The sequence below is a fragment of the Phenylobacterium parvum genome (assembly GCF_003150835.1).
Lineage (GTDB): Bacteria > Pseudomonadota > Alphaproteobacteria > Caulobacterales > Caulobacteraceae > Phenylobacterium > Phenylobacterium parvum.
Genome location: NZ_CP029479.1, coordinates 1,303,829 through 1,324,088 on the forward strand (window position 1 = coordinate 1,303,829; position 20,260 = coordinate 1,324,088).

Below are 20,260 nucleotides of genomic sequence, written 5' to 3' on the forward strand. Positions count from 1 at the left end.
CTGGGGTTCCTGTCCGGGGTTTGAGCACCATGGTCCCTACAGTCTTCATCGACGGCGAAGCCGGAACGACCGGCCTGCAGATCCGCGAGCGGCTGGAGCGCCGCAACGACCTGTCCCTGCTGTCCATTGACCCGGCGCGCCGCAAGGATCCGGAGGCGCGGCGAGAGCTCCTGAACGCCGCCGACCTGGTGGTGCTGTGCCTGCCGGACGACGCTTCCCGGGAGGCGGTGTCGATGATCGCGTCGGACCGGGTCAAGGTGATCGATGCCTCCACCGCCTTCCGCACCGCCCCGGGCTGGACCTACGGCTTTGCCGAGATGTCGCCTGAACAGAGGGCGGCGATCCGCGGCGCGCGGCGGGTGAGCAATCCGGGCTGTTACCCGACGGGCTTCATCGGGCTGGTCCGCCCCCTGGTGCGCGCGGGGCTCCTGCCTTCTGGTTTCCCGGTCACCGTCAACGCCATCTCCGGCTATTCGGGCGGCGGCAAGGGACTGATCGCCGAGTTCGAGGGCGCCTCGCCCGAGGGCACGGCCGACGCCTTCCGCAGCTATGGCCTGTCCCTGGTCCACAAGCACCTGCCGGAAATGCAGATCCATGGGGGGCTGGACCATTCGCCGGTCTTCGCCCCGTCCGTGGGGCGGTTCGCCCAGGGCATGCTGGTGGAGGTTCCCCTGGCGCTTCACGCCCTGCCGGGTCGGCCCTCGCCTGAGACCCTGCGCCAGGCCCTTGAGGTCGCCTATGCCTCCGAGCGCTTCGTCGAGGTGGCCGGGGCTGGGGCCTGCGCCGAGCTCCAGAAGACACGGGCGGGAGCCGCCGGCTACGTCCGGGACCTCGACCCGGAGTCCGTCAACGGGACCAACCTCCTGAAGCTGTTTGTCTTCGGCTCGCCGGACGGCGCCCAGGCGCGGCTTCTGGCGATCCTGGACAACCTGGGCAAGGGCGCTTCGGGGGCCTGCGTCCAGAACCTGAACCTCATGCTGGGGCTGGAAGAAGATGCCGGGCTCTGATCGGATCTCAAGTCGCCGCGCGCTCCTTCTGGGCGCCGGCGCGAGCCTGGGGGCCAGCCTCGTGGTCTCCTGCGCCCGCGCGGCGTCTGACGCCTACGCCGGATCGCCCTTCCGGAAGATCTCCGAAGCCGAGTGGCGCAAGCGCCTGCCGCCCAAGGCCTTCGCCATCCTCCGCAAGGAGGATACCGAGCCCCCCGGCTCGAGCCCCCTCCTGAACGAGAAACGCGCGGGGACCTATCACTGCCTGGGATGCGACCTGCCCCTGTTCCGCTCGGCCTGGAAGTATGACAGCGGAACAGGCTGGCCGAGTTTCCACACGGCCCTTCCCGGCGCCCTGGGCTTGAAGACCGACTGGCTTATCGGCGTACCGCGGACAGAGTACCACTGCGCCCGTTGCCTGGGTCACCATGGGCATCGCTTCGACGACGGTCCTCGTCCGACCGGCCTGCGCTATTGCAGCAACGGTTTCGCCCTGCGGTTCCAGCCGGCATGAGGCGACTGGCCCTTCTTCTCGTCGTCCTCCTGATGGCAGGGTGCGCGGCGCCCAGGGCCGAGCTGGACGCCGACAGGATGGGCCGGCTGTTCGTGGACGCCGTCCAGCGCGGGGACTGGCCGGCCATCGACAAGGGGCTCGCCCCGACGCTCATGGCCTCGCCGGACCATGCCGAGGCCATCGAGGCGGTCCGCAAGGCCTTTCCCGCTGATCCGCCCTGGTCGATCCGGCTCCTGGCGTCGAGGCAGGTGACGCCCGAAGAGGGCGAGGGGCAGGAGCGCGCGGAGCTCCAGTACCTGTACCAGTTCGCAGAGCGCCGGGCCGTCATTGACCTGACCGTGGTTCCGGTCGGATGGCGCAAGGTCGTCCCCGCCACGGCCCAGACGCCTCGGCGGGAGTCGGGCCTGTTGAAAGCAGAGCCCGAACCGCCAGCCGCGGGATCGCCGGGCTACGATGTCGTGCGGGTCTACCAGGCCCTGACCATGTCCTACACGGAGGTCACCCGGGAGGACGAGGCTGCGCAGGCCTTCTGGGCGCCGGGGCGGACGCCCGGTCAGTGGCTCTTTCTTGGGCTCTCCCTCGGAACCCTGGTCTTCATGCTCTGGACCGCCGTCCGGGTGCTGCGTGCGCCGGGTCTTGAAGCTCGGGTCTTCTGGGCGCTGATCTGCCTGGCCGGCGTCGGGACCGCCTGGATGGACTGGACCTCCGGGATCGCCGGGTTCCTGCCGACCAGCCTGAGGCTGATGGGCTTCGGCCTGGAGAAGGGACCATCACCGCTGGCGCCCTGGATGGTCAGCCTGACCCTTCCCGTCGGCGCCCTGCTGGCCAGCCTGAGACTGGCCATCCTGCGGCTCAGGACTTCACCTTGACGTAGCTGCCGGGGGCGTCCTCGAGGGGGGGCAGGGGACCGGCCGCCGGATCCCGCGCAGGAACCTGGCGACCCGAGCGCGCCCTCAGCCATTCGGCCCAGTGCGGCCACCAGGACCCCGGGGTCTCCACGGCGTCCGCCTGCCAGGCCTCGAGGGTCTCAGGCAGGGCCGGGTTGGTCCAATGCTGGTACTTCTTCGCCACGGGGGCGTTGATGACGCCTGCGATGTGGCCGGACCCGGCCAGGGTGAAGGTCGTGGGGCCGCCAAAGAGGCGGGCGCCCCTGTAGACCGAGCGGGCAGGGGCGATGTGGTCCTCCTTGGAGGACTGGACGTAGATCGGGGTCTTCACCTGGCCGAGGTCCAACTTCACCCCGTCCATCACCAGTTCTCCCCGCGCCAGGGCGTTGTCGCCGTAGAAACGGCGCAGGTAGTGGAGATGAAGGGTCCGGGGCATCCGGGTCTGGTCGGAATTCCAGAACAGCAGGTCGAAGGGCTTTGGCTCCTTGCCCAGCAGGTAGTTGCTGACGAAGAAGGACCAGATCAGGTCGTTCGAACGCAGCATGTTGAAGGTGTCGGCCATGGTCTGGCCGGCCAGGACGCCGCCGCCGCTCTCCATCTGCTTCTCAAGGTCGGACAGCCATTCCTCGCTGGTGAAAAGCAGGAGGTCGCCGGCTTCGGAGAAATCCTGCTGGGCTGCGAAGAAGGTGGCCGAGGCGATGCGGGCGTCGCCCTTGGCCGCCATGTGGGCGAGTGTGGCGGACAGGAGGGTGCCGCCGATGCAGTAGCCGACCGTGTTCACCCTATCGACGCCAGCCTGCTTCATGGCCGCCGCCGTGCCCTCGTAGATGCCGAGGCGCATGTAGTCCTCGAAGGTTTTGTCGGCGAGGCGACCATCCGGGTTGACCCAGGAGGCGACGAAGACGGTGAAACCCTGGCTGGTCAGCCAGCGGATCATCGAGTTCTCGGCCCGCAGGTCCAGGATGTAGAACTTGTTGATCCACGGCGGGAAGATGACCAGCGGGATCTCGTGGACCGTCTCGGTGGAGGGTGAGAACTGGATCAGCTGGATGATCTCGTTCTGGAAGACAACCTTGCCCGGCGCGGTGGCGACGTTCACGCCGATCTCGAACTGGTCGTAGTCCGTCTGGCTGATCGCCAGCTGTCCCCCTCCACGGGAGAGGTCGGCGGCGAAGTTCTCCATCCCGCGCACCAGGCTTTCGCCCCCGGTGGTCATGGCCTCCTTCAGGGCCTCGGGATTGGAGGCCAGGAAGTTGGTGGGCGAGAGGGCGTCGGTGAGCATCCGGGTGAAGAATTCCACCCGCCGGCGCGACAGAGGGTCGACATCCTCGGCCCTTGCCACCAGTCCGTTCAGCCAGTCGGACGTGATGAGATAGGACTGCTTCATGACGTCAAAGACGGGGTTCTCCGTCCAGTCTGGGGCGTTGAATCGCTTGTCGCCCCGGGAGGGCGAGGCCACGGGCGAACCCGTCTCGCCCATGGCCCGGCGGGCCGCGAAGTGCCAGAGCTCGGCATAGCGGCGCCAGAGATCGCCCTGGGCCTGCATCAGGGCGTCCGGCCGGCTGGCCAGGCTGGACATGACCTTCGCCATGGCAGGGCCGACGTGGAAGGGATCGGAGTCCAGCCCCGCCGGCCGGTCAGCCTGCCTCAGGGCAGCCTCGGCTATGGCGCCCTGGGCGGTCATGGCCGCGCGGGCGAGGTTGCGGGAGAGCCTTTCCAGGGTCTCCAGCGACTCAGGATTGGCGCCGAAAGCCGCGCCGGGTCCAAAGGCGCCGCCCGTCGTTGAGGCGGCTTCGGGCCGCGGCTCCGTTTCGGGAGGCGGCTTGGCTTCCGCCTTGGAGCCGGACTTGGCGGCGACGGGTTTCGCGGCCTTGGCGCCAGCCGGGGATCGCTTCCGGGCGGGCTTCGAAGCAGACGTGTCCTTGCCGGTCATGGTCGGGCCTCCAAAACCCCAGGGGGGACCTCAGGCTTTCTTAGAGCCCGATCATGACATAAGACCGGGGGGATCATGAAGCGATCTGCGGCGAACCCTCCGATTCCCGGTCTCCGGCTGGCGACAGCGCCCCTGGCGCTGGCCCTGCTGGCGGGCGGTTGCGCTTCGGTTCCGCCTGCGCCAACACCGGGGACCGAGGCCGCCGTCGCCGGGGTCGAGACCCTCACCGGGGCCTCGCGCAGCTTTCCCAAGTTCTCGGACATCCCCAACCTGCCCGTAGATGAACGTCCACTGGCCGCCTGGGGCGAAGCCGCGCGCGAGGTGATCGCTGATGGCGAGGCGCTGGCGAGCGGCGGCGCCGAGGAGACCTGGACCCTGCGCGGAACCGAAGCCTTCGCCGCCGGGGCGCTGACGGCGTCGGGTCCTGCCGCCCCCACCGTGTCAGCCACAGCCTCGGCGGACGCCTTCGCCCGGGAGGTTCGCAAGCGAGCTACCCCGCCTCCGCCGCCCGTTCGCTAGGGCCTGCGGAGGCGTTCCCCTCAAACCGCTTGGCGGCCCCGGGACCGGAGGCTATGCCAAGTCTGGACAGGCTCCCCATTTCGCCGCGACCTGCGCGGCCAGAGCAGACATGACACCCGAGTTTCACCGTATCCGCCGCCTCCCGCCCTACGTCTTCGAGGAGGTCAACCGCATCAAGGCCCGCCTGCGCGGCGAGGGCGTGGACATCATCGATTTCGGCATGGGCAATCCCGACATGCCGACGCCGAAGCACATCGTCGAGAAGATGATCGAGACGGCCCGCGATCCCAAGGCCGGCCGCTATTCCGCCTCCAAGGGGATCATCGGCCTGCGCCGCGCCATGGCCGGCTATTACGACCGCCGTTTCGGGGTGAAGCTGGACCCCGACACCGAGGTCATCGCGACCCTGGGCTCAAAGGAGGGCTTCGCCAACCTCGCCCAGGCCCTGACCGCGCCCGGCGACGTCATCATCTGCCCAAACCCGGCCTATCCGATCCATGCCTACGGCTTCATCATGGCCGGAGGCGTCATCCGGCATGTCCCGGCCCTGTCCCCCGAGGAATACCTTTCGGGGATCAGCCGGGCGGTAAAGCACTCAGCGCCGCCGCCGACCGTGCTGATCCTGTCCTACCCGTCGAACCCGACCGCCCAGTGGGTGGACCTGGAGTTCTACAAGGATGCCGTGGCCCTGGCCCGCAAGCACGACATGCTCGTGCTGTCGGACATCGCCTATTCCGAGATCTACTTCGACGACAATCCGCCGCCCTCCGTGCTCCAGGTTCCTGGCGCCAAGGATATCGCGGTCGAGGTGAACTCCCTCTCCAAGACCTACGCCATGGCCGGCTGGCGGGTGGGCATGGTGGTCGGCAACGCCAGGATCTGCGCCGCCCTGGCGCGGGTGAAATCCTATCTGGACTACGGCGCCTACACCCCCATCCAGGTCGCCGCCGCGGCCGCGCTGAACGGACCCCAGGACTGCGTCGAAGAGATCCGCGGCATCTACAAGGCGCGTCGTGACACCCTCGTGGAGTCGATGAAGCGGGCCGGGTGGGACATTCCCGCCCCGCCGGCCTCGATGTTCGCCTGGGCGCCCCTGCCGGAAGCCTTCCGGGAGGCGGGCTCCATGCTCTTCTCGAAACTCCTGATCGAGGAGGCCGGAGTGGCGGTCGCCCCGGGCGTGGCCTTCGGCGAGTACGGCGAGGGGTATGTCCGCATCGGCCTCGTCGAGAACGAGAACCGGATCCGGCAGGCAGCCCGCAATGTCCGCCGCTTCCTCTCCAACGCAGACGAGATTCTCGGTCGCGCTCACAACACGGGAGTGGGGCAATGAGCCAGAAGGACGCCCACAGGACCTGGCGGATTGGCGTCGCGGGCCTGGGCACCGTTGGCGGCGGCCTGCTGGGCTTCCTCGAGGTGCGACCGCAGTACGCCCCGGCGGGTGGGCGAGCGGTGGTGACCGGGGTCTCGGCCCGGTCCCGGTCGCGGCCCCGGACGGTCGACATCTCCAACCTTGCCTGGTTCGACGACCCGGTGGCCCTGGCCCAGTCGCCCGACATCGACATCTTCGTGGAACTCGTGGGCGGATCGGACGGCCCGGCCAAGGCCGCTGTCGAGGCGGCGCTCCAGGCCGGCAAGGCCGTGGTGACCGCCAATAAGGCCCTGATCGCCGAGCATGGGGCGGAGCTGGCCGCCCTGGCCGAGGCCAAGGGCGTCCCCCTGCTGTTCGAGGCCGCTGTCATGGGCGGCGTCCCCGCCGTCAAGACAGTGCGGGAAGCCCTGGTGGGTGAGGATATCCGCAGCCTTTCGGGGATCCTGAACGGCACCTGCAACTACATCCTGACCGAGATGGAGAGCGCCGGCTCGGCCTTCGCGGACGTCCTGGCCGAGGCCCAGCGCCTGGGATACGCCGAGGCCGATCCCACCATGGACGTCGGCGGTTTCGACGCCGCCCACAAGATCACCATTCTGGCCGCACTGGCCTTTGGCGGCGCGCCGAACTACGCCGCCGCAGAGGTCGAGGGCATCGCCGCGGTAGACCTCCTGGACATCCGCCTGGCCGGAGACCTGGGCTACCGGGTCAAGCTGATCGCCTCGGCCGAGCGGGCCGGGGAGGGCGCTCGGGTCCGGGTGCGGCCCTTCCTGGTCCGCAAGGACCATCCCATCGCCCAGGCGAACGGAGCGCTGAACGCCCTGTTCATCGAGGGCGAGCGGATCGGGCGCATCTTCCTCCAGGGACCGGGTGCAGGTGCGGGCCCAACGGCGGCGGCGGTGGCTGCGGACATCGCCGACGTCATGACCGGCGCCGTCCGACCCGTCTTCCAGGGGCCGGCGGCGGGGCTGTCGCCCTGCGCGCCCTCGGCGGGATCCGCCGCGGCCGGCCGGGCCTATATCCGGGTCATGGTGCGTGACGAGCCGGGCGTCCTGGCCGCCGTCTCGGAAGAGCTGGCCGAGGCCGGGGTCTCGATCGAGAGCTTCCTCCAGAAGCCCCCCGGAGAGGCGCCGGGCGTGCCCATCGTCATGACCACCCACGCCGTGGCGGAAGCCGTCCTGGAGGCCGCAGTGGCCCGGATCGGACGCCTTCCGTCAGTGCTGGAGCCGCCGCGGCTTCTTCACATCGCAGGCATCTGAGAATCGTCGATAATCACGGCCCTATGCGGCCCGGAGACCCCCGATGAGCACTGAGCAGCTGGACAGCGGCCTTGTCCTGGACGCGGTCCGCGTCACCGAGATCGCCGCGATCGCCGCCTCCACCCTCGTGGGCCGGGGTGACGAGAAGGCCGCCGACCAGGCCGCCGTCGACGCCATGCGTACGGCGCTCAACAACCTGGCCATCGACGGCGAAATCGTCATTGGCGAGGGGGAGCGGGACGAAGCCCCCATGCTCTACATCGGCGAGAAGGTGGGGCGCGGCGGCGCGGCCATCGACATCGCCCTGGACCCTCTTGAGGGGACAACCCTGACGGCCAAGGCGATGGCTAACGCCCTGGCGGTAATGGCCTGGGCGCCCAAGGGCACCCTGCTGAACGCCCCCGACACCTACATGGACAAGATCGCCTGCGGGCCAGGCTATCCCGCCGGGGTGATCGACCTCGACAAGTCGCCGGCCGACAACGTGCGGGCCCTGGCCGGCGCCAAGGGGGTGTCGCCCGAGGAGATTACGGTCTGTGTCCTCGACCGGCCCCGCCACGCCGAGATCATCGCCTCGATCCGCTCGGTCGGCGCGCGCGTGAACCTGATCACCGACGGCGACGTGGCGGGCGTGATGCACACCGCGGATCCGGCCACGGGCATTGACCTCTATGTCGGCCAGGGCGGCGCCCCCGAGGGCGTCCTGGCCTGCGCCGCGCTCAAGTGCGTCGGCGGTCAGTTCCAGGGGCGTCTGGTCTTCCGCAACGCCGACGAGAAGGAACGGGCGCGGCGCGTGGGGATCACCGACTTCGACAAGAAGTACGACCTCCACGAAATGGTCCGGGCCGACGCCATCTTCGCCGCCACGGGCGTGACCAAGGGCGCCCTGCTGGACGGCATCCGCCGCGAGGGCGGCCATGTGGTGACCCACAGCCTTGTGATGAGCTCTTCCACGGGCACCGTCCGCGAAGTGCGGATGCGGCGGCCGGTCTGACCGCCATGACCGCCGGGGAGGGCCCGTTTCTCGGAGTGGCCCGATCCCTGACCGGGCGCGCCTGGGCCGCCCGCCCGGCCGCAGAGGACCTGGTCCGCCGGCACCAGGCCTCGCTGGGCCTCAGCGAACCCCTGGCCCGGGCCCTCGCCTCGCGGGGCGTTGGCCCGGACGGCGGCGAGGTTTATCTGAACCCGACCCTCAAGGCCCTCTTCCCCGATCCCTCTTCCTTCCGTGACATGGACCGTGCGGCGGAGGTCCTGGTGGACGCCCTGGTGCGCGACCGCTCCATGGTGGTCTTCGCAGACTATGATGTGGACGGCGCCGCCAGCGCCGCGCAGGTGGTGCGCTGGATGCGCGCCATGGGCCGCGAGGTCCCGGTCTACATCCCTGATCGCGTTACCGAGGGCTACGGCCCCAGCCCCACCATCTTCCGGTCCCTGAAGGCGAAGGGCGCAGAGCTGGTCGTGACCCTGGACTGCGGCGCAGCGGCGGTGGACGCCCTCGTGGCGGCCCAGGAGATCGGCCTCGACGTGGTGGTCATCGATCACCACCTCATGCGGCCGGGAGAGGTCCCGCCCGCCCTGGCGCTCGTCAATCCCAACCGGCCCGACGACAATTCCGGCCAGGGGATGCTGGCCGCCGCCGGGGTCGCCTTTGTCCTGTTGGCGGCGCTCAACCGGGAGGCGCGCCGGCGCGGGCTCTTCGCCGATCGGCCCGAGCCCGACCTGCGCCAATGGCTCGACCTGGCCGCCCTGGGCGCGGTCTGCGACGTCACCGCCCTCACGGGTTTCAACCGGGCCCTGACGGCGCAGGGGCTAAAGGTGATGTCCCGCTGGGCCAACCCGGGCCTCAAGGCCCTGGCCGACATCGGCAAGGTCAGCGGCGCCGCCACGACCTTCCACGCCGGGTTCGTGCTGGGCCCCCGGATCAATGCCGGCGGCCGTATCGGCCGCTCGGACCTCGGCGCGCGCCTCCTGGCGACGGACGACCCCGCGGAGGCCGCGTCCCTGGCCGCCCAGCTGGACGAGCTCAACGGCCAGCGCCGGGCGGTGGAGCAGGGGGTCCTCGATGAGGCCGTCGCCATGGTCGAGGGCGATCCAGCATTAGCCGAGGCCCCCGTCCTGGTGGTGGCCGCCCCCGCCTGGCCGCCGGGTGTGATCGGCATCGTCGCCGGTCGGCTGCGCGAGCGCTATCGGCGGCCCGCCGTCGTGATTGGCGTCGATCCGGGCTCGGGCGTCGGCAAGGGCTCCGGCCGCTCCCAACCCGGCGTGAACCTGGGCGCCGCAGTCCAGGCCGCCTTCGACGCCGGGATCCTCCTGTCCGGAGGCGGCCACGCCATGGCGGCGGGCCTCTCCATCCGACCTGAGCGCATTGCGGACTTCACCGCCTTCCTGGGGGACCAACTCGGCGACGCCCAAGCCCGCGCCGCAGAAGCTGACGCCCTGGAGGTCGACGCCCTGATCACCCCGCGCGGGGCCGACCGGGGGCTGCTGGAGGCGTTTGGTCGCCTCGCGCCCTTCGGACCCGGCAATCCCGAGCCGGTCTTTGCAGCCGCCTCTGTGAGGATCGAGCGCCCCATCCCCATGCGCGGGGGGCACGTGCGCGTGACTCTGTCGGACTCCGCGGGCGGACGCCTCAAGGCCGTGGCCTGGAGGTCAGAGGAAACCCCGCTGGGCCAGGCCCTGCTGGCCGGCGGCGTCCTGCATGTAGCGGGTCGGCTGCGCCCCGACGACTGGCAGGGAAAGGCCTCTGTCGAACTCGAGATCGAGGACGCCGCCGACCCCCGCCGCGCCGACGCCCCGTGATGCTGCGGACCAGCGGGAAAACCGGGGCGGGTGTCTTGCACGCCTCCGGGAAGGCGGATATAGACGCCGCTCTCGCGTCCGCGGTCCCTTCGTCTATCGGTTAGGACGCCAGGTTTTCAACCTGGAGAGAGGGGTTCGACTCCCCTAGGGACTGCCACGCGAGGTTGAATTTCCCACCGTTTCCTGTGTTCTCGGCGGCAGGCCCCACCTCGGGCCTCAATGTCATGCGCGGGCCCGGCGCAATCTCGCCGCAGGCGCCGGATCGGAGCCTGGGCCCGGCTCGGCTCGAGCTGGCTCGTTCCTCCTTTGCGCGGCGTCAGCACAGCCTGCAGTCCCTTCTTGCTTGATCCCACGAATTGTGGACATCCTTCTGAAAATCGTGCGGGAAAAACCGCTTGACGGGAGGAAACAAGACCATGTCCAGGCGTGGATACTTTTGTGCGAGTTCTGCCTTAGCGATCACTCTCGGCCTTGGCCTTGCAACGCCAGCTGCATCCCAGAACAAAAATTCCGCCTCTGGCGTCCAGGTCGAGGAACTGGTGATCACCGGTTCGCTGATCCGGGGCACGCCGGAAGACGCCGCTCTGCCGGTCGACGTCATCACAAACGAGGCCCTGCAGGAGCAGGGAAGCCCCTCCCTCGTTGACCTTGTGCGCACCATCCCGTCGGTCTCAGGCGGCAACATCGGCGAGTCCAACCGCTTCCTCGGGGGCGCTGCGGCCGGTGTCGCGACGATCAACCTCCGGGGCCTTGGCCTGACCCGGACGCTCTCCCTCATGAACGGCGAGCGCCTGTCCACCATCACCGCCGCCGGCGGCCAGGAATTCGTCAACATCAACGTCGTGCCGACGATTGCGATCGGGCAGGTCGAGGTGCTCCGGGACGGCGCCGCTGCGACCTACGGCTCCGACGCCGTGGCGGGGGTCGTAAACTTCATCACCCGTAGGGATCTCGACGGCTTCGAGGCGAACGCCAAGTACGCCCTGATTGACGGATCTGACGGCGATTATGAAGGGGCGATTGCCTGGGGCGCCAAGCTCGACAACGGCAACGTCCTGCTGGCGGCCTCCTACCGGCACCGCAGCGAGCTCAATGGGGTCGATCTGCCCTGGACCCTTCCAAATGCGATCTTCCCCGACACGGTGAATGTCAGCGGTATCTCCGGCGCCAGCAATCCCGGCGGCTACAACGCGGTCCTCGGGACCCCGGTGATCGGACCCAACGGCGGCTTCGTCCAGGACCCAACCCGCCCGGGCGTCCCGCTGGGCGCGACCCTGTCCTCGACCTTCTCGGATGCCGGCTGCACGCAGCTGGGGGGCCTGTCCTTCGTCCCGAACGGGCAGTGCTTCTATCCCTTCACCTACCATGACACGCGGGTGGCGAGGGAAGACCACTATCACCTGTTCGGCGAAGCCAACTTCCAGCTGAATGACTCCCTGCGGTTCCACGGCGAGGTCCTCTGGTCCCGGACGGAGGTCCCGGACGACCGGGTCTCGGCCTCACAGTCGACCGTCCAGTTCCCGACCCCCATCGAGGCCAGCGGCGCCTCCCCGGGCGGCGGCACCTCTCTCATGCCCGCAGCGCCGGGAGCCATCCAGTCGCGCTACTACGTTCCGGCGAGCAATCCTGGCCTCCAGGCGCTGTTCAATCCCTGCCCGACGGCCACCCAGCCCCAGATCACGGCGGCGATCTGCGCCGGGGCCCTCGCCAACGGGGTCACCATGAACCAGACGCAATGGCGTCCGGCAGCCATGGGCGGCAACCCGATCCATGGCTTCGACGCCGACAGGCAAAGCAACAGGATCACGTCCTATCGCGTGGTCGGCGGGCTCGTGGGGGAGCTTGCGAACGGGTGGGAATGGCGCACGTCCCTCAACTACATGCGCGCCGAACAGGTCAACAAGACGCCGGACCGCTACGTCAATCGCATCCAGCTCGCCCTGCGCGGACTGGGCGGGCCAGGCTGCAACCCTGCAACCGGAACGCCGGGCGCAGGGGGCTGCCAGTACCTGAACCCCTTCGCAAACTCGATCCGGACGTCGAGCATCAACGGCGCCAACTACGCGCAAGCCACGGGCCTTCCGCAGGGGCCTGCGATCGATCCCGGCCTCTGGGCCTGGCTGCAGGACTACGCGGTGAGCACGACCACCCAGCAGCTCGCTACGGCGCAGGTGCAGCTGGCCGGCGACCTCGGCGAGTTCCGGCTGTGGTCCGGCGACGCGATCAGCTGGGCCGTGGGCGCCCAGTGGCGCTACAATGAGCGGACGATCGAGCTGTCGTCGAACTTCGACGGCGACGCCACGCCCTGCGTCGACAGCCAGCCCTACGGGGACGGGGTCCCCGGCTGCGCCTCGCCGGGAGGCGGTCCGTTCACCTTCATCGGATCGGGCCGGGAAAGCGACATTGACCGGCAGGTCTACTCCTTCTTCGGAGAAGTCCAGGTCCCGGTCTTCGAAACCGTCGTGGCGAGCTTCGCCATCCGGAACGAGCGCTACGGCGGAAATGTCGGCGACACGACCAACCCGCGGGCGTCCGTCCGCTGGCAGGTCACGCCCTGGATGGCGATCCGGGGTTCCGCAGGCACCACCTTCCGGGCCCCGCCCGTCGCGGCCCTGGATCCCGGCTTTGGGTTCATCCAGGCCCAGTTCTCCAATCCGGTGACCGGCGCACCCCTCTACCGGCCGGTTCAGACCTTCGGGAACCCCAACCTCGAGCCCGAGACCGCCGATACCTACAACATCGGCTTCCTCTTCGAGTCCGGGGGCTTCCAGGGTCAGATCGACTTCTTCAAGTTCGCCTTCAAGAACGAGATCACGACGGAAACCGCAGCCCGCATCTACGGCTCCATGTTCCCAAGCTCCAACGCGGCGACCTGGCAGTGCGGGACGGCCGCCCTGTTCGAGCGCTTCCGGTTCGGGACCGAGACCGTGAACTCCACGCTCTACGGCGGACAGGCTGTTCCGACCTGCCACCCGAACAACTTCCTGTCCGTCAGGAACAACGTGATCAACGGGCCGGACACGGAGATCACCGGGATTGACCTCAACGCCTCGTACTCCGGGCTCGATTTCCTGAACGGCAACCTTACGGTCGGCGGGGACGCCAGCATCCTCAACGACTACAACCGCGGGCCAGGCATCCTCCTGAACACGAACATCGTGTTCGACGCCGCCCTGAACCGGGCGGGCAAGTCAGAGCTCCTTTCGGCGTTCTACTCCTATCCGCGCCTTCGCGGGAACGTCTACGCCAACTGGGACATCGGCGATCACAATCTGCGCTGGACCACCCGCTACTGGGCGGGAACGGACGACGTGAACGCCGTAGTGGCGGGCCAGCGTCTCCATCGGGACGACCGCTGGGTGCATGATTTCACTTACCGGCTCACGCTTCAGGAGAAGTGGGCCGCCACCCTGTCGGTGAAGAACGTGTTCGATGACCAGCCGCCCTTCTACAAGAGCCAGTACAACTACGACTACATGACCCAGAATCCCCTGGGGCGTGTGTTCGAGTTTGGCGTCCAGGCGAAGTTCTGATCGCCCGGGCGCTTGTCGGCAGCCAACCGAGCAAGTTGCGCCCTGCGATCGACCCATTGAGGGGAGATCGCAGGGCGGTTCCTCCTCGCTTTGTCCTGGTCGGCATCTTCCGGAACCACGACTTTGTGACCACGGAATCTTTCCATTCCCGGGAAGCGGTAAGTCCAAGCGAAAATCCGGCATTGACGCAGCGTAACAGACAAGAAAAGACTTTTGCGTGCGGAGTTCCGGTCAGGAACTCGGGCCAGTCGGACGAGAGGGGGCCATGTCCGGTTACGGTTTCGATGACGATCACGAATCCTCAGTGAGGATCACTGGTCGAGTAAAATGGTTCGATGAGGGCAAGGGCTACGGGTTCATTGTCCCTGACCAGCCTGAACTTACAGACCGCAAGGATGTGCTGATCCATGTGACCTCGCTTCGCGGCGTGGGGCGGGAGGCGGCGGCTGAAGGCGCCACCCTATCCTGTTCTGTCGTGCGTCGGCCCAAGGGCTGGCAGGTCTCTGAGATCCACGAATTCGACGACAGCACCGCCCAGCCGTCGGCGGCTCGGGGTTTTGACCGGGACCCGGGCTTCAGGCGCGAACGCGAAACCGGCGGCTACGGATATTCCCGCGACAGCTACGACCGCGGTGGGCGGGGGGGCTTCCAGCCCCGCTCCGGCGGTGGCGGTGGCGGACGCGCGCCCACACCAGAGGGTCCTTTTGAGCGGGCCAAGGTGAAGTGGTTCAATCGCACCAAGGGCTATGGCTTCGTGGTTCGTGAGCAGGAAGCGGGCGATATCTTCGTCCATATCGAGACCCTGCGTCGGGCGGGCATCGAGGACATCCAGCCGGGAGAGGACCTCCTGGTCCGCTTCGGCAACGGCCCCAAGGGCCTGGTCGTGGCCGAGGTCCAGTTGATCTGACTGGCGCCCCGGGCGCTCCGGGGATAAGGGCAGGGGATGCGATCCCTGCCCCTGTGCCTTCTTCTTGCAGGTCTTTGCCTCGCGGCCACGGTCCAAACTGCCCGGGCCTCGCCCCAGGCGTCTGCGCCCGCCTGTATCGGCAATCCTGAGCTGAAGCCCCTCAAACCCCTGGTCGTCCGCACGGCGAAGGGCGAGTTCCGCTTCCTCGTTGAGGTCGCCGATACCGACCGCGAGCGCGAACTGGGGATGATGTGCCGGCGCAGTCTGGCTCCTGACCGGGGGATGCTGTTCGACTTTGTCCGGGAACGGGGCGACGCCGCCTTCTGGATGCGCAACACCCTGATCCCGCTCGACATCATCTACATCCGCAAGGACGGCGTGGTCCGGTCGATCATCCGCAACGCCAGGCCCCTCGACGAGACTCCCAGGCCAGCTGGCGGTCCAATCCTCGGCGTCCTCGAGCTGGCCGGAGGCCGCGCGGCGCAGATCGGGCTCCAGCCTGGGGACCGCGTCGACTTTCCGATCTTCCGGAGCCGCCCATGAGCCGTGGCGCTGAAGGTGACCTTTCCGGGGAGGAGAGTATCCTTCCGCCGCCGGGCTTTGTCCTGTCGGCGACCCGCGGGCCGTACTCCACTCACAATGGCCCCTATTTCCACCGGGATCCCCAGGGCGAGGCGACAGAGCACGCCTTCCTGGCCCTGCGCCGGCACGCCAACGGCCTCGGCCTGGTGCACGGCGGCATGCTGACCTCGTTTATGGACGGCCTCCTCGCCGCCGCCGTCTGGCGCGCCTCCCGGCGATCGAGCGTGACCATCCACCTGAGCGTCGATTTCCTGCACATGGCCCGGGTCGGCGAGTGGGTGTTTGGGGAAAGCCGCGTCACCCGACTGACCCGCGACGTGGCCTTCGTGGAGGGAAGGGCCCATGCGGCGGGGACCGACGTGGTGCGGGCCAGCGGGGTCTTCAAGCTGATGCGCAAGCCGGCGGACTGATTGCGGATTGGCGCGAAGAGGGCTATCGCGAACGTGAGCCGGCGCTCTTTCGGGGCGTAGCGCAGCCTGGTAGCGCATCTGCTTTGGGAGCAGAGGGTCGCGTGTTCGAATCACGCCGCCCCGACCAGAGCCGGCATGGAGAACGGGGACAGACATGATCGCGCGCATTTTCCGTCCGGCGAAGACCGCCATGCAGTCTGGCAAGGCCCGCGCGCGCGACTGGGTCCTGGAGTTCGCCCCGGCCTCCGCAAGAACGCCCGATCCCCTGATGGGGTGGACCCTGACCGATGATACCAGCGGCCAGGTGCGACTGACCTTCGAGAGCCGCGACGAAGCCGTAGCCTACGCCCAGAAGCTTGGGCTCGCCTTCCAGGTGACCGAGCCCAAGGCCCCGAAGCGGATTCTCAAGGCCTACGCCGACAACTTCTCCCCCGACCGCAAGCAGCCCTGGACCCACTAGGGCCGCGCCCGGAACCGGAGCGCCCGTAGCTCAACCGGATAGAGCATCCGCCTTCTAAGCGGACGGTTGCAGGTTCGAGTCCTGCCGGGCGCGCCAGGGCGGGGCGGCGGGGAAGATGCTGGCGTTCAACAACACTTCTGCTCAAGTTGCCCCTTCGTTTCTTGAGGAGGCTGCCTTGCGCAACCACGGTATGGCCATGGCGGCGGGGGCGGCCGCGCTCCATGTTCCGTTGGCGGAAAACGAATCCTATCGCTGGACGCCGGAGGCCTCCCCGCAGGGGCCGGTGACGGTGATCGGCTCGCGCAGTGACCAGCGCGTCCTCGTTCTCCGGAATGGAGTCGAGATCGGGCGCTCACGGGCAGAGGTGCCCACCAATGACTTTGAGACGCACGTGCTGACCTATGCGCCGCAGGCCGACGGGCGGCCGCGCTGGGTGCTGGTTGGGGTCCCTGGGCATGCTGGAGATGATGGACGTCCCCTGGACAGCGGCATCCTGAACCAGCTGCGCCTGCCGAGGGGCTTTCACGCGGTCGTCGCCGAGGTCATCGTTCCGGGATCCACAGTCCTTGTCACCCAGGCCCCGGTGCTGCCTGACAACCACGGCAAGGGGATGACCGTCATGGACAGCGCAGGGGCCCGTTAGGCAGCCAGCGGCTACTTGGGCGCGGGAACGTCCGCGGGGAAGTCGGGCAGGGGCTTGGCCGTCGCCGGCGGGCCGATCACATATTTCGCGTGACAGGCGACGCAGGTCTCGTAGAGCCGGCCGCCGGTGTCAAAGACCGCCTGCTTGTCGCGGGAGTCCGCCGCCTTGCGAGCGTCGAGGGCCCGGGCGGTCATTTCCTGGGCGAAGCGGTTCCATTCCGCCTCCGGAGCGAGGGCCCGGCCCTGGAGCTGGAGTGCGTTCCCCGCCTCGGCGACGGTGGAAGCGGCGGTGACAAGGGCCTCCCAGCCGGCCTCATCCACCGGGGACAGGTCCTTTTCGCCCCCCTCCGTCAGCTCGACGCCCGCGCCGCGCCAGAAGACCTGGGCGGCCGGATCGACCACGTGCGCCATGAATTCTGACATGGGCAGAGAGGTGTCGAATTTCACGCCCCCGGCCGGAGCGCCGGTCCCGCCGGGCCCCGAGCAGGCGGAGAGGGCGACCAGGCCGGCGAGGGCGAGCAGGCGCTTCATGTCCATTCCTCCCATCCTGTCCGCCTGTGCAGGCGGATCAGGCCTTGGCCATGTTGATGACGTGCTGCTGGGTGAACTCGGCGAGGCCTTCCTCACCCAGCTCGTTGCCCACGCCCGAGAACTTGGCGCCGCCGAAGGGGATGTTGGGGGCCAGTTCCGCGTGCTTGTTGATCCAGACCGTACCGGTGTCCATGCGCCCGGCCAGGTCGAGGGCGCGGTCGAGGTCCTTGGCCCAGATGGAACCGCCCAGGCCGTACTCCGAGGCGTTGGCCCGGCGCACGGCGTCCTCGCCGTCCTTGATCTTGATGACCGGCAGGACGGGACCGAACTGCTCCTCGTCCACCAGGCGGGCGCCGTCCTCGATGTCGCGGACGATGGTCGGGCGGATGAAGTACCCCTTGCCCTCGGCGCGGCCGCCGCCGGCAATGACCTTACCCTTGGTCTTGGCGTCCTCGATCAGTCCCAGGACCTTCTCGAACTGGCTCTTGTTCTGGAGCGGGCCAAGGGTCACGCCCTGCTGGAGACCGTCGCCCATCACGGCGGCGTCGGCCAGCCTGGCCAGTTCGTCGCACATGGCGTCGTAGATGCTCTCGTGGACATAGGCCCGCTTCACCGCGATGCAGACCTGGCCCGAGTTCTGGAAGGCGGCGCCGAAGATCTTGGGGGCGGCCTCCTTGGGGTCTACGCCGTCGAGGACGATGGCGGCGTCGTTGCCGCCCAGCTCCAGGGTGACGCGCTTCAGCGCCTCGGCGGCGCCGGCCATGACCTTCTTGCCAGTCTCGGTCGAACCCGTGAAGGACACCTTGCGGATGTCCGGGTGGGCGGTGATGGCGCCGCCCAGGTCATTGGCGTCGGAGATCACGTTCAGGACGCCGGGGGGCAGGATGTCCTTCACCAGTTCGCCGATGCGCAGGGTCGTCAGGGGTGTGGTGGCGGCGGGCTTCAGGATCACGGTGTTGCCGGCCAGCAGGGCGGCCGGGACCTTGAAGGCCATCAGGATGATCGGGAAGTTCCAGGGCACGATGGCGCCCACGACCCCGAGCGGCCGGCGGCGGGAGATGACCTTCCGGGCGTCGGAGTCCTCGATGACCTTCTCGGGCAGGTCGAGGCTGGCGAAGTAGCGGAAGAAGGCGGCCGCTCCGAAAACCTCGCCCATGGCGTCCTGCAGGGGCTTGCCCTGTTCCTGGACGAGGGTGCGGGACAGGGTCTCCAGGTCGCCCTGGATGGCGTCGGCCATGGCCAGGAGGGCCTTGCGCCGCTCGTCGATCGGGGTGGCGGCCCAGGCGGGGAAGGCGCGCTTGGCGGCGGCGACGGCCTGGTCCAGCTGGGCCTTGGAGGCGCGCGGACACTCGACCAGCACCTCTTCGGTCGCCGGGTTGATCACTGACATCGTGGCGTCGCCGTCCAACAGCTGGCCATCGATAAGAAGCTTGTAGGGACCCATTTCGTCCTCCCGCATAAGGTTGGCGGCACAATGGGGGGATGACGTCGCGCCAATCAAGCCCGGGCTTGCGCGGGTGGGCGGCGGCGGGCCAATCTCCCTTCCACATCAGGGGAGGCGTTCCATGTTCCTGCGTCTGGCCAGCGGCCTGTTCTGTGCGTTCCTGCTTGCGCTTCCCGCTGCAGCTGCCGGCCTCACGGGTGTCGAGCGCCGGATGGTCTCGACCGTTGACGCGGGACAGGACCGGCAACTCGCCCTTCTCGAGGAACTCGTCGCCATCAATTCAGGGACCATGAACCTTCCGGGCGTTGAAGCCGTCGGCAAGCGCGTGGCCCGCGAGTTCGAGGACCTCGGGTTCGAAGTGCGCTGGATTCCCATGGCCGAAGCGGGACGGGCAGGGCACCTGGTGGCTGTACACAAGGGCGGCGGCGGAGGCCGGCGCATGCTCCTGATCGGACACCTGGACACCGTCTTTGAGCCTGACAGCCCCTTCAAGGGCTATGTCCGCTCCGGTGACACGGTCACGGGCCCTGGAGTGAACGACATGAAGGGGGGCATCGTCATCATGATCGGCGCCCTGCGCGCCATGAAGGCGGCGGGAACCCTCAAGCGCGCCGATGTTACGGTGGTCCTGACGGGAGATGAGGAGCGGGTGGGTCGGCCTGTGGAGATCGCCCGGCGCGACCTGCTGGCCGCTGCGGAGACCTCGGACGTCGCACTCGACTTCGAAGGCCTCGCCACCGAGGACGGGGCCGACATGGGCTCGATCGCCCGCCGGTCGTCCAACACCTGGACGGTGCGGGTGAAGGCCAAGCCCGGGCATTCCTCGGGGATCTTCTCCGAGGCGGCGGGATATGGGGCCATCTACGACCTCGCCAGGATCCTCGACGCTTTCCGGGAACAGCTTCGCGAACCGAACGCCACCTTCAATGTCGGGCTGGTCCTGGGTGGCTCGGACGCCGCGCTGAATTCCGCCGGGACGGGGGGCAAGGCTTCTGGCAAGGGCAACATCATCGCTGGCGAGGCCCTCGCCGTGGGCGACCTTCGGACCCTGTCGAATGCGCAGACGCTTCGGATCAAGACGCGCATGGAGACGATCGTACGCGACAGCCTTCCCGGCGCCCGGGCCAGTCTGGAGTTCTCCGAGGGCTATCCGGCCATGCCGCCGACCGAGGGCTCACGTCGCCTCCTCGGGGAGCTCAACAAGGTGAATGCGGCCCTGGGATATCCCCAGATGGGTGAGCTGGACCCCCTCAAGCGGGGCGCTGGGGATATCGCCTTCGTGTCTCACCTCGTCGATGGCCTGGTGGGCATGGGAGCCAGTGGGGAGGGCGCCCATGCGCCCGGCGAGACGATGGACATTCCCGCCATGCGCCGCCAGACCCGCCGCGCCGCCCTCCTGATGAGCCGTCTGGCGGACACGCCGAGAACCCGCTGATCCCCTCAGTCAGCTTCGCTGGCCGCCCCCCCTTGGGGGAGCAATTGTAT

At 68.5% G+C, this 20,260-nt stretch carries 18 protein-coding genes and 3 tRNA genes; 18 read left to right on the top strand and 3 right to left on the bottom strand.

The window, feature by feature from the left end; all coding sequences use genetic code 11:
- The first annotated feature begins 29 nt into the window (after positions 1–29).
- Genes argC through HYN04_RS06350 form a run of 3 tightly spaced genes read left to right on the top strand, consistent with a single transcriptional unit; the run spans position 30 to position 2,369 of the window.
- The gene (gene argC, locus HYN04_RS06340; RefSeq protein ID WP_110449983.1) at positions 30–1,007 is read left to right on the top strand and encodes an N-acetyl-gamma-glutamyl-phosphate reductase; all 978 of its coding nucleotides are present in this window, start codon (positions 30–32) and stop codon (positions 1,005–1,007) included.
- Positions 994–1,500: a peptide-methionine (R)-S-oxide reductase MsrB gene (gene msrB, locus HYN04_RS06345; protein WP_110449984.1), complete on the top strand. Its 507-nt coding sequence runs from the start codon at positions 994–996 to the stop codon at positions 1,498–1,500. Before argC ends, msrB begins: the two co-directional genes overlap by 14 nt.
- The gene (locus HYN04_RS06350; RefSeq protein ID WP_110449985.1) at positions 1,497–2,369 is read left to right on the top strand and encodes a hypothetical protein; all 873 of its coding nucleotides are present in this window, start codon (positions 1,497–1,499) and stop codon (positions 2,367–2,369) included. The genes msrB and HYN04_RS06350 overlap by 4 nt, the downstream gene beginning before the upstream one ends.
- Here HYN04_RS06350 and phaC read toward each other — a convergent pair.
- Positions 2,353–4,320, bottom strand: coding sequence for a class I poly(R)-hydroxyalkanoic acid synthase (phaC, locus tag HYN04_RS06355; RefSeq protein ID WP_110449986.1), 1,968 nt, complete (start codon positions 4,318–4,320; stop codon positions 2,353–2,355). The genes HYN04_RS06350 and phaC overlap by 17 nt on opposite strands.
- Positions 4,321–4,395: 75 nt before the next feature.
- On the opposite strand from phaC, the gene HYN04_RS06360 reads away from it, so the two are divergent.
- The 14 genes from HYN04_RS06360 to HYN04_RS06425 all read left to right on the top strand — a co-directional run bounded on the left by HYN04_RS06360 (position 4,396) and on the right by HYN04_RS06425 (position 16,801).
- Entirely contained in the window at positions 4,396–4,839 is a 444-nt protein-coding gene (locus HYN04_RS06360) for a hypothetical protein (protein ID WP_110449987.1), read from the top strand.
- A gap of 109 nt (positions 4,840–4,948) precedes the next feature.
- Positions 4,949–6,169, top strand: coding sequence for an LL-diaminopimelate aminotransferase (locus HYN04_RS06365; RefSeq protein WP_110449988.1), 1,221 nt, complete (start codon positions 4,949–4,951; stop codon positions 6,167–6,169).
- Positions 6,166–7,467 (top strand): homoserine dehydrogenase, encoded by a 1,302-nt coding sequence (locus tag HYN04_RS06370; protein WP_110449989.1) that lies wholly within the window; start codon positions 6,166–6,168, stop codon positions 7,465–7,467. Before HYN04_RS06365 ends, HYN04_RS06370 begins: the two co-directional genes overlap by 4 nt.
- A 43-nt stretch (positions 7,468–7,510) precedes the next feature.
- A complete protein-coding gene (gene glpX / locus HYN04_RS06375) occupies positions 7,511–8,461 on the top strand; it encodes a class II fructose-bisphosphatase (protein ID WP_110449990.1) in 951 nt (316 codons plus the stop codon).
- Between the two features lie 5 nt (positions 8,462–8,466).
- On the top strand, positions 8,467–10,266 hold the full coding sequence (gene recJ, locus HYN04_RS06380) for a single-stranded-DNA-specific exonuclease RecJ (RefSeq protein WP_110449991.1): 1,800 nt from the start codon (positions 8,467–8,469) through the stop codon (positions 10,264–10,266).
- Between the two features lie 82 nt (positions 10,267–10,348).
- Positions 10,349–10,423 (top strand) — tRNA-Glu (locus HYN04_RS06385).
- A gap of 382 nt (positions 10,424–10,805) precedes the next feature.
- Entirely contained in the window at positions 10,806–13,799 is a 2,994-nt protein-coding gene (locus HYN04_RS06390) for a TonB-dependent receptor domain-containing protein (protein ID WP_162599565.1), read from the top strand.
- A 265-nt stretch (positions 13,800–14,064) separates the two neighbouring features.
- Positions 14,065–14,706: a cold-shock protein gene (locus tag HYN04_RS06395; protein ID WP_110449993.1), complete on the top strand. Its 642-nt coding sequence runs from the start codon at positions 14,065–14,067 to the stop codon at positions 14,704–14,706.
- Between the two features lie 36 nt (positions 14,707–14,742).
- Positions 14,743–15,249, top strand: coding sequence for a DUF192 domain-containing protein (locus tag HYN04_RS06400; RefSeq protein WP_110449994.1), 507 nt, complete (start codon positions 14,743–14,745; stop codon positions 15,247–15,249).
- Positions 15,246–15,698 (top strand): PaaI family thioesterase, encoded by a 453-nt coding sequence (locus HYN04_RS06405; RefSeq protein WP_110449995.1) that lies wholly within the window; start codon positions 15,246–15,248, stop codon positions 15,696–15,698. The genes HYN04_RS06400 and HYN04_RS06405 overlap by 4 nt, the downstream gene beginning before the upstream one ends.
- 50 nt (positions 15,699–15,748) lie before the next feature.
- Positions 15,749–15,825: transfer RNA gene (locus tag HYN04_RS06410), tRNA-Pro, on the top strand.
- A gap of 27 nt (positions 15,826–15,852) precedes the next feature.
- Entirely contained in the window at positions 15,853–16,158 is a 306-nt protein-coding gene (locus HYN04_RS06415) for an ETC complex I subunit (RefSeq protein WP_110449996.1), read from the top strand.
- Between the two features lie 19 nt (positions 16,159–16,177).
- Positions 16,178–16,254, top strand: a tRNA-Arg gene (locus HYN04_RS06420).
- A gap of 19 nt (positions 16,255–16,273) precedes the next feature.
- Positions 16,274–16,801 (top strand): hypothetical protein, encoded by a 528-nt coding sequence (locus HYN04_RS06425; RefSeq protein ID WP_162599566.1) that lies wholly within the window; start codon positions 16,274–16,276, stop codon positions 16,799–16,801.
- Positions 16,802–16,812: 11 nt separating this feature from the next.
- Here the strand turns inward: HYN04_RS06425 and HYN04_RS06430 are convergent, their stop codons facing one another.
- On the bottom strand, positions 16,813–17,331 hold the full coding sequence (locus HYN04_RS06430) for a hypothetical protein (protein ID WP_162599567.1): 519 nt from the start codon (positions 17,329–17,331) through the stop codon (positions 16,813–16,815).
- Between the two features lie 37 nt (positions 17,332–17,368).
- Complete coding sequence (locus HYN04_RS06435) at positions 17,369–18,775, bottom strand: aldehyde dehydrogenase family protein (protein ID WP_110449999.1); 1,407 nt, start codon at positions 18,773–18,775, stop codon at positions 17,369–17,371.
- A 121-nt stretch (positions 18,776–18,896) separates the two neighbouring features.
- Between HYN04_RS06435 and HYN04_RS06440 the strand changes: the two genes are divergently transcribed.
- Positions 18,897–20,210 carry a M20/M25/M40 family metallo-hydrolase gene (locus tag HYN04_RS06440; protein WP_199286002.1) on the top strand — a complete coding sequence of 438 codons (1,314 nt, stop codon included), beginning with the start codon at positions 18,897–18,899 and terminating at the stop codon, positions 20,208–20,210.
- The last annotated feature ends 50 nt before the right edge of the window (positions 20,211–20,260 follow it).

Coding starts and splice junctions, on each gene's coding strand:
- argC (WP_110449983.1), top strand. CDS start 30: ATGGTCCCTACAGTCTTCATCGACGGCGAAGCCGGAACGACCGGCCTG.
- msrB (WP_110449984.1), top strand. CDS start 994: ATGCCGGGCTCTGATCGGATCTCAAGTCGCCGCGCGCTCCTTCTGGGC.
- HYN04_RS06350 (WP_110449985.1), top strand. CDS start 1,497: ATGAGGCGACTGGCCCTTCTTCTCGTCGTCCTCCTGATGGCAGGGTGC.
- phaC (WP_110449986.1), bottom strand. CDS start 4,320: ATGACCGGCAAGGACACGTCTGCTTCGAAGCCCGCCCGGAAGCGATCC.
- HYN04_RS06360 (WP_110449987.1), top strand. CDS start 4,396: ATGAAGCGATCTGCGGCGAACCCTCCGATTCCCGGTCTCCGGCTGGCG.
- HYN04_RS06365 (WP_110449988.1), top strand. CDS start 4,949: ATGACACCCGAGTTTCACCGTATCCGCCGCCTCCCGCCCTACGTCTTC.
- HYN04_RS06370 (WP_110449989.1), top strand. CDS start 6,166: ATGAGCCAGAAGGACGCCCACAGGACCTGGCGGATTGGCGTCGCGGGC.
- glpX (WP_110449990.1), top strand. CDS start 7,511: ATGAGCACTGAGCAGCTGGACAGCGGCCTTGTCCTGGACGCGGTCCGC.
- recJ (WP_110449991.1), top strand. CDS start 8,467: ATGACCGCCGGGGAGGGCCCGTTTCTCGGAGTGGCCCGATCCCTGACC.
- HYN04_RS06395 (WP_110449993.1), top strand. CDS start 14,065: ATGTCCGGTTACGGTTTCGATGACGATCACGAATCCTCAGTGAGGATC.
- HYN04_RS06400 (WP_110449994.1), top strand. CDS start 14,743: ATGCGATCCCTGCCCCTGTGCCTTCTTCTTGCAGGTCTTTGCCTCGCG.
- HYN04_RS06405 (WP_110449995.1), top strand. CDS start 15,246: ATGAGCCGTGGCGCTGAAGGTGACCTTTCCGGGGAGGAGAGTATCCTT.
- HYN04_RS06415 (WP_110449996.1), top strand. CDS start 15,853: ATGATCGCGCGCATTTTCCGTCCGGCGAAGACCGCCATGCAGTCTGGC.
- HYN04_RS06425 (WP_162599566.1), top strand. CDS start 16,274: ATGCTGGCGTTCAACAACACTTCTGCTCAAGTTGCCCCTTCGTTTCTT.
- HYN04_RS06430 (WP_162599567.1), bottom strand. CDS start 17,331: ATGAAGCGCCTGCTCGCCCTCGCCGGCCTGGTCGCCCTCTCCGCCTGC.
- HYN04_RS06435 (WP_110449999.1), bottom strand. CDS start 18,775: ATGGGTCCCTACAAGCTTCTTATCGATGGCCAGCTGTTGGACGGCGAC.
- HYN04_RS06440 (WP_199286002.1), top strand. CDS start 18,897: ATGTTCCTGCGTCTGGCCAGCGGCCTGTTCTGTGCGTTCCTGCTTGCG.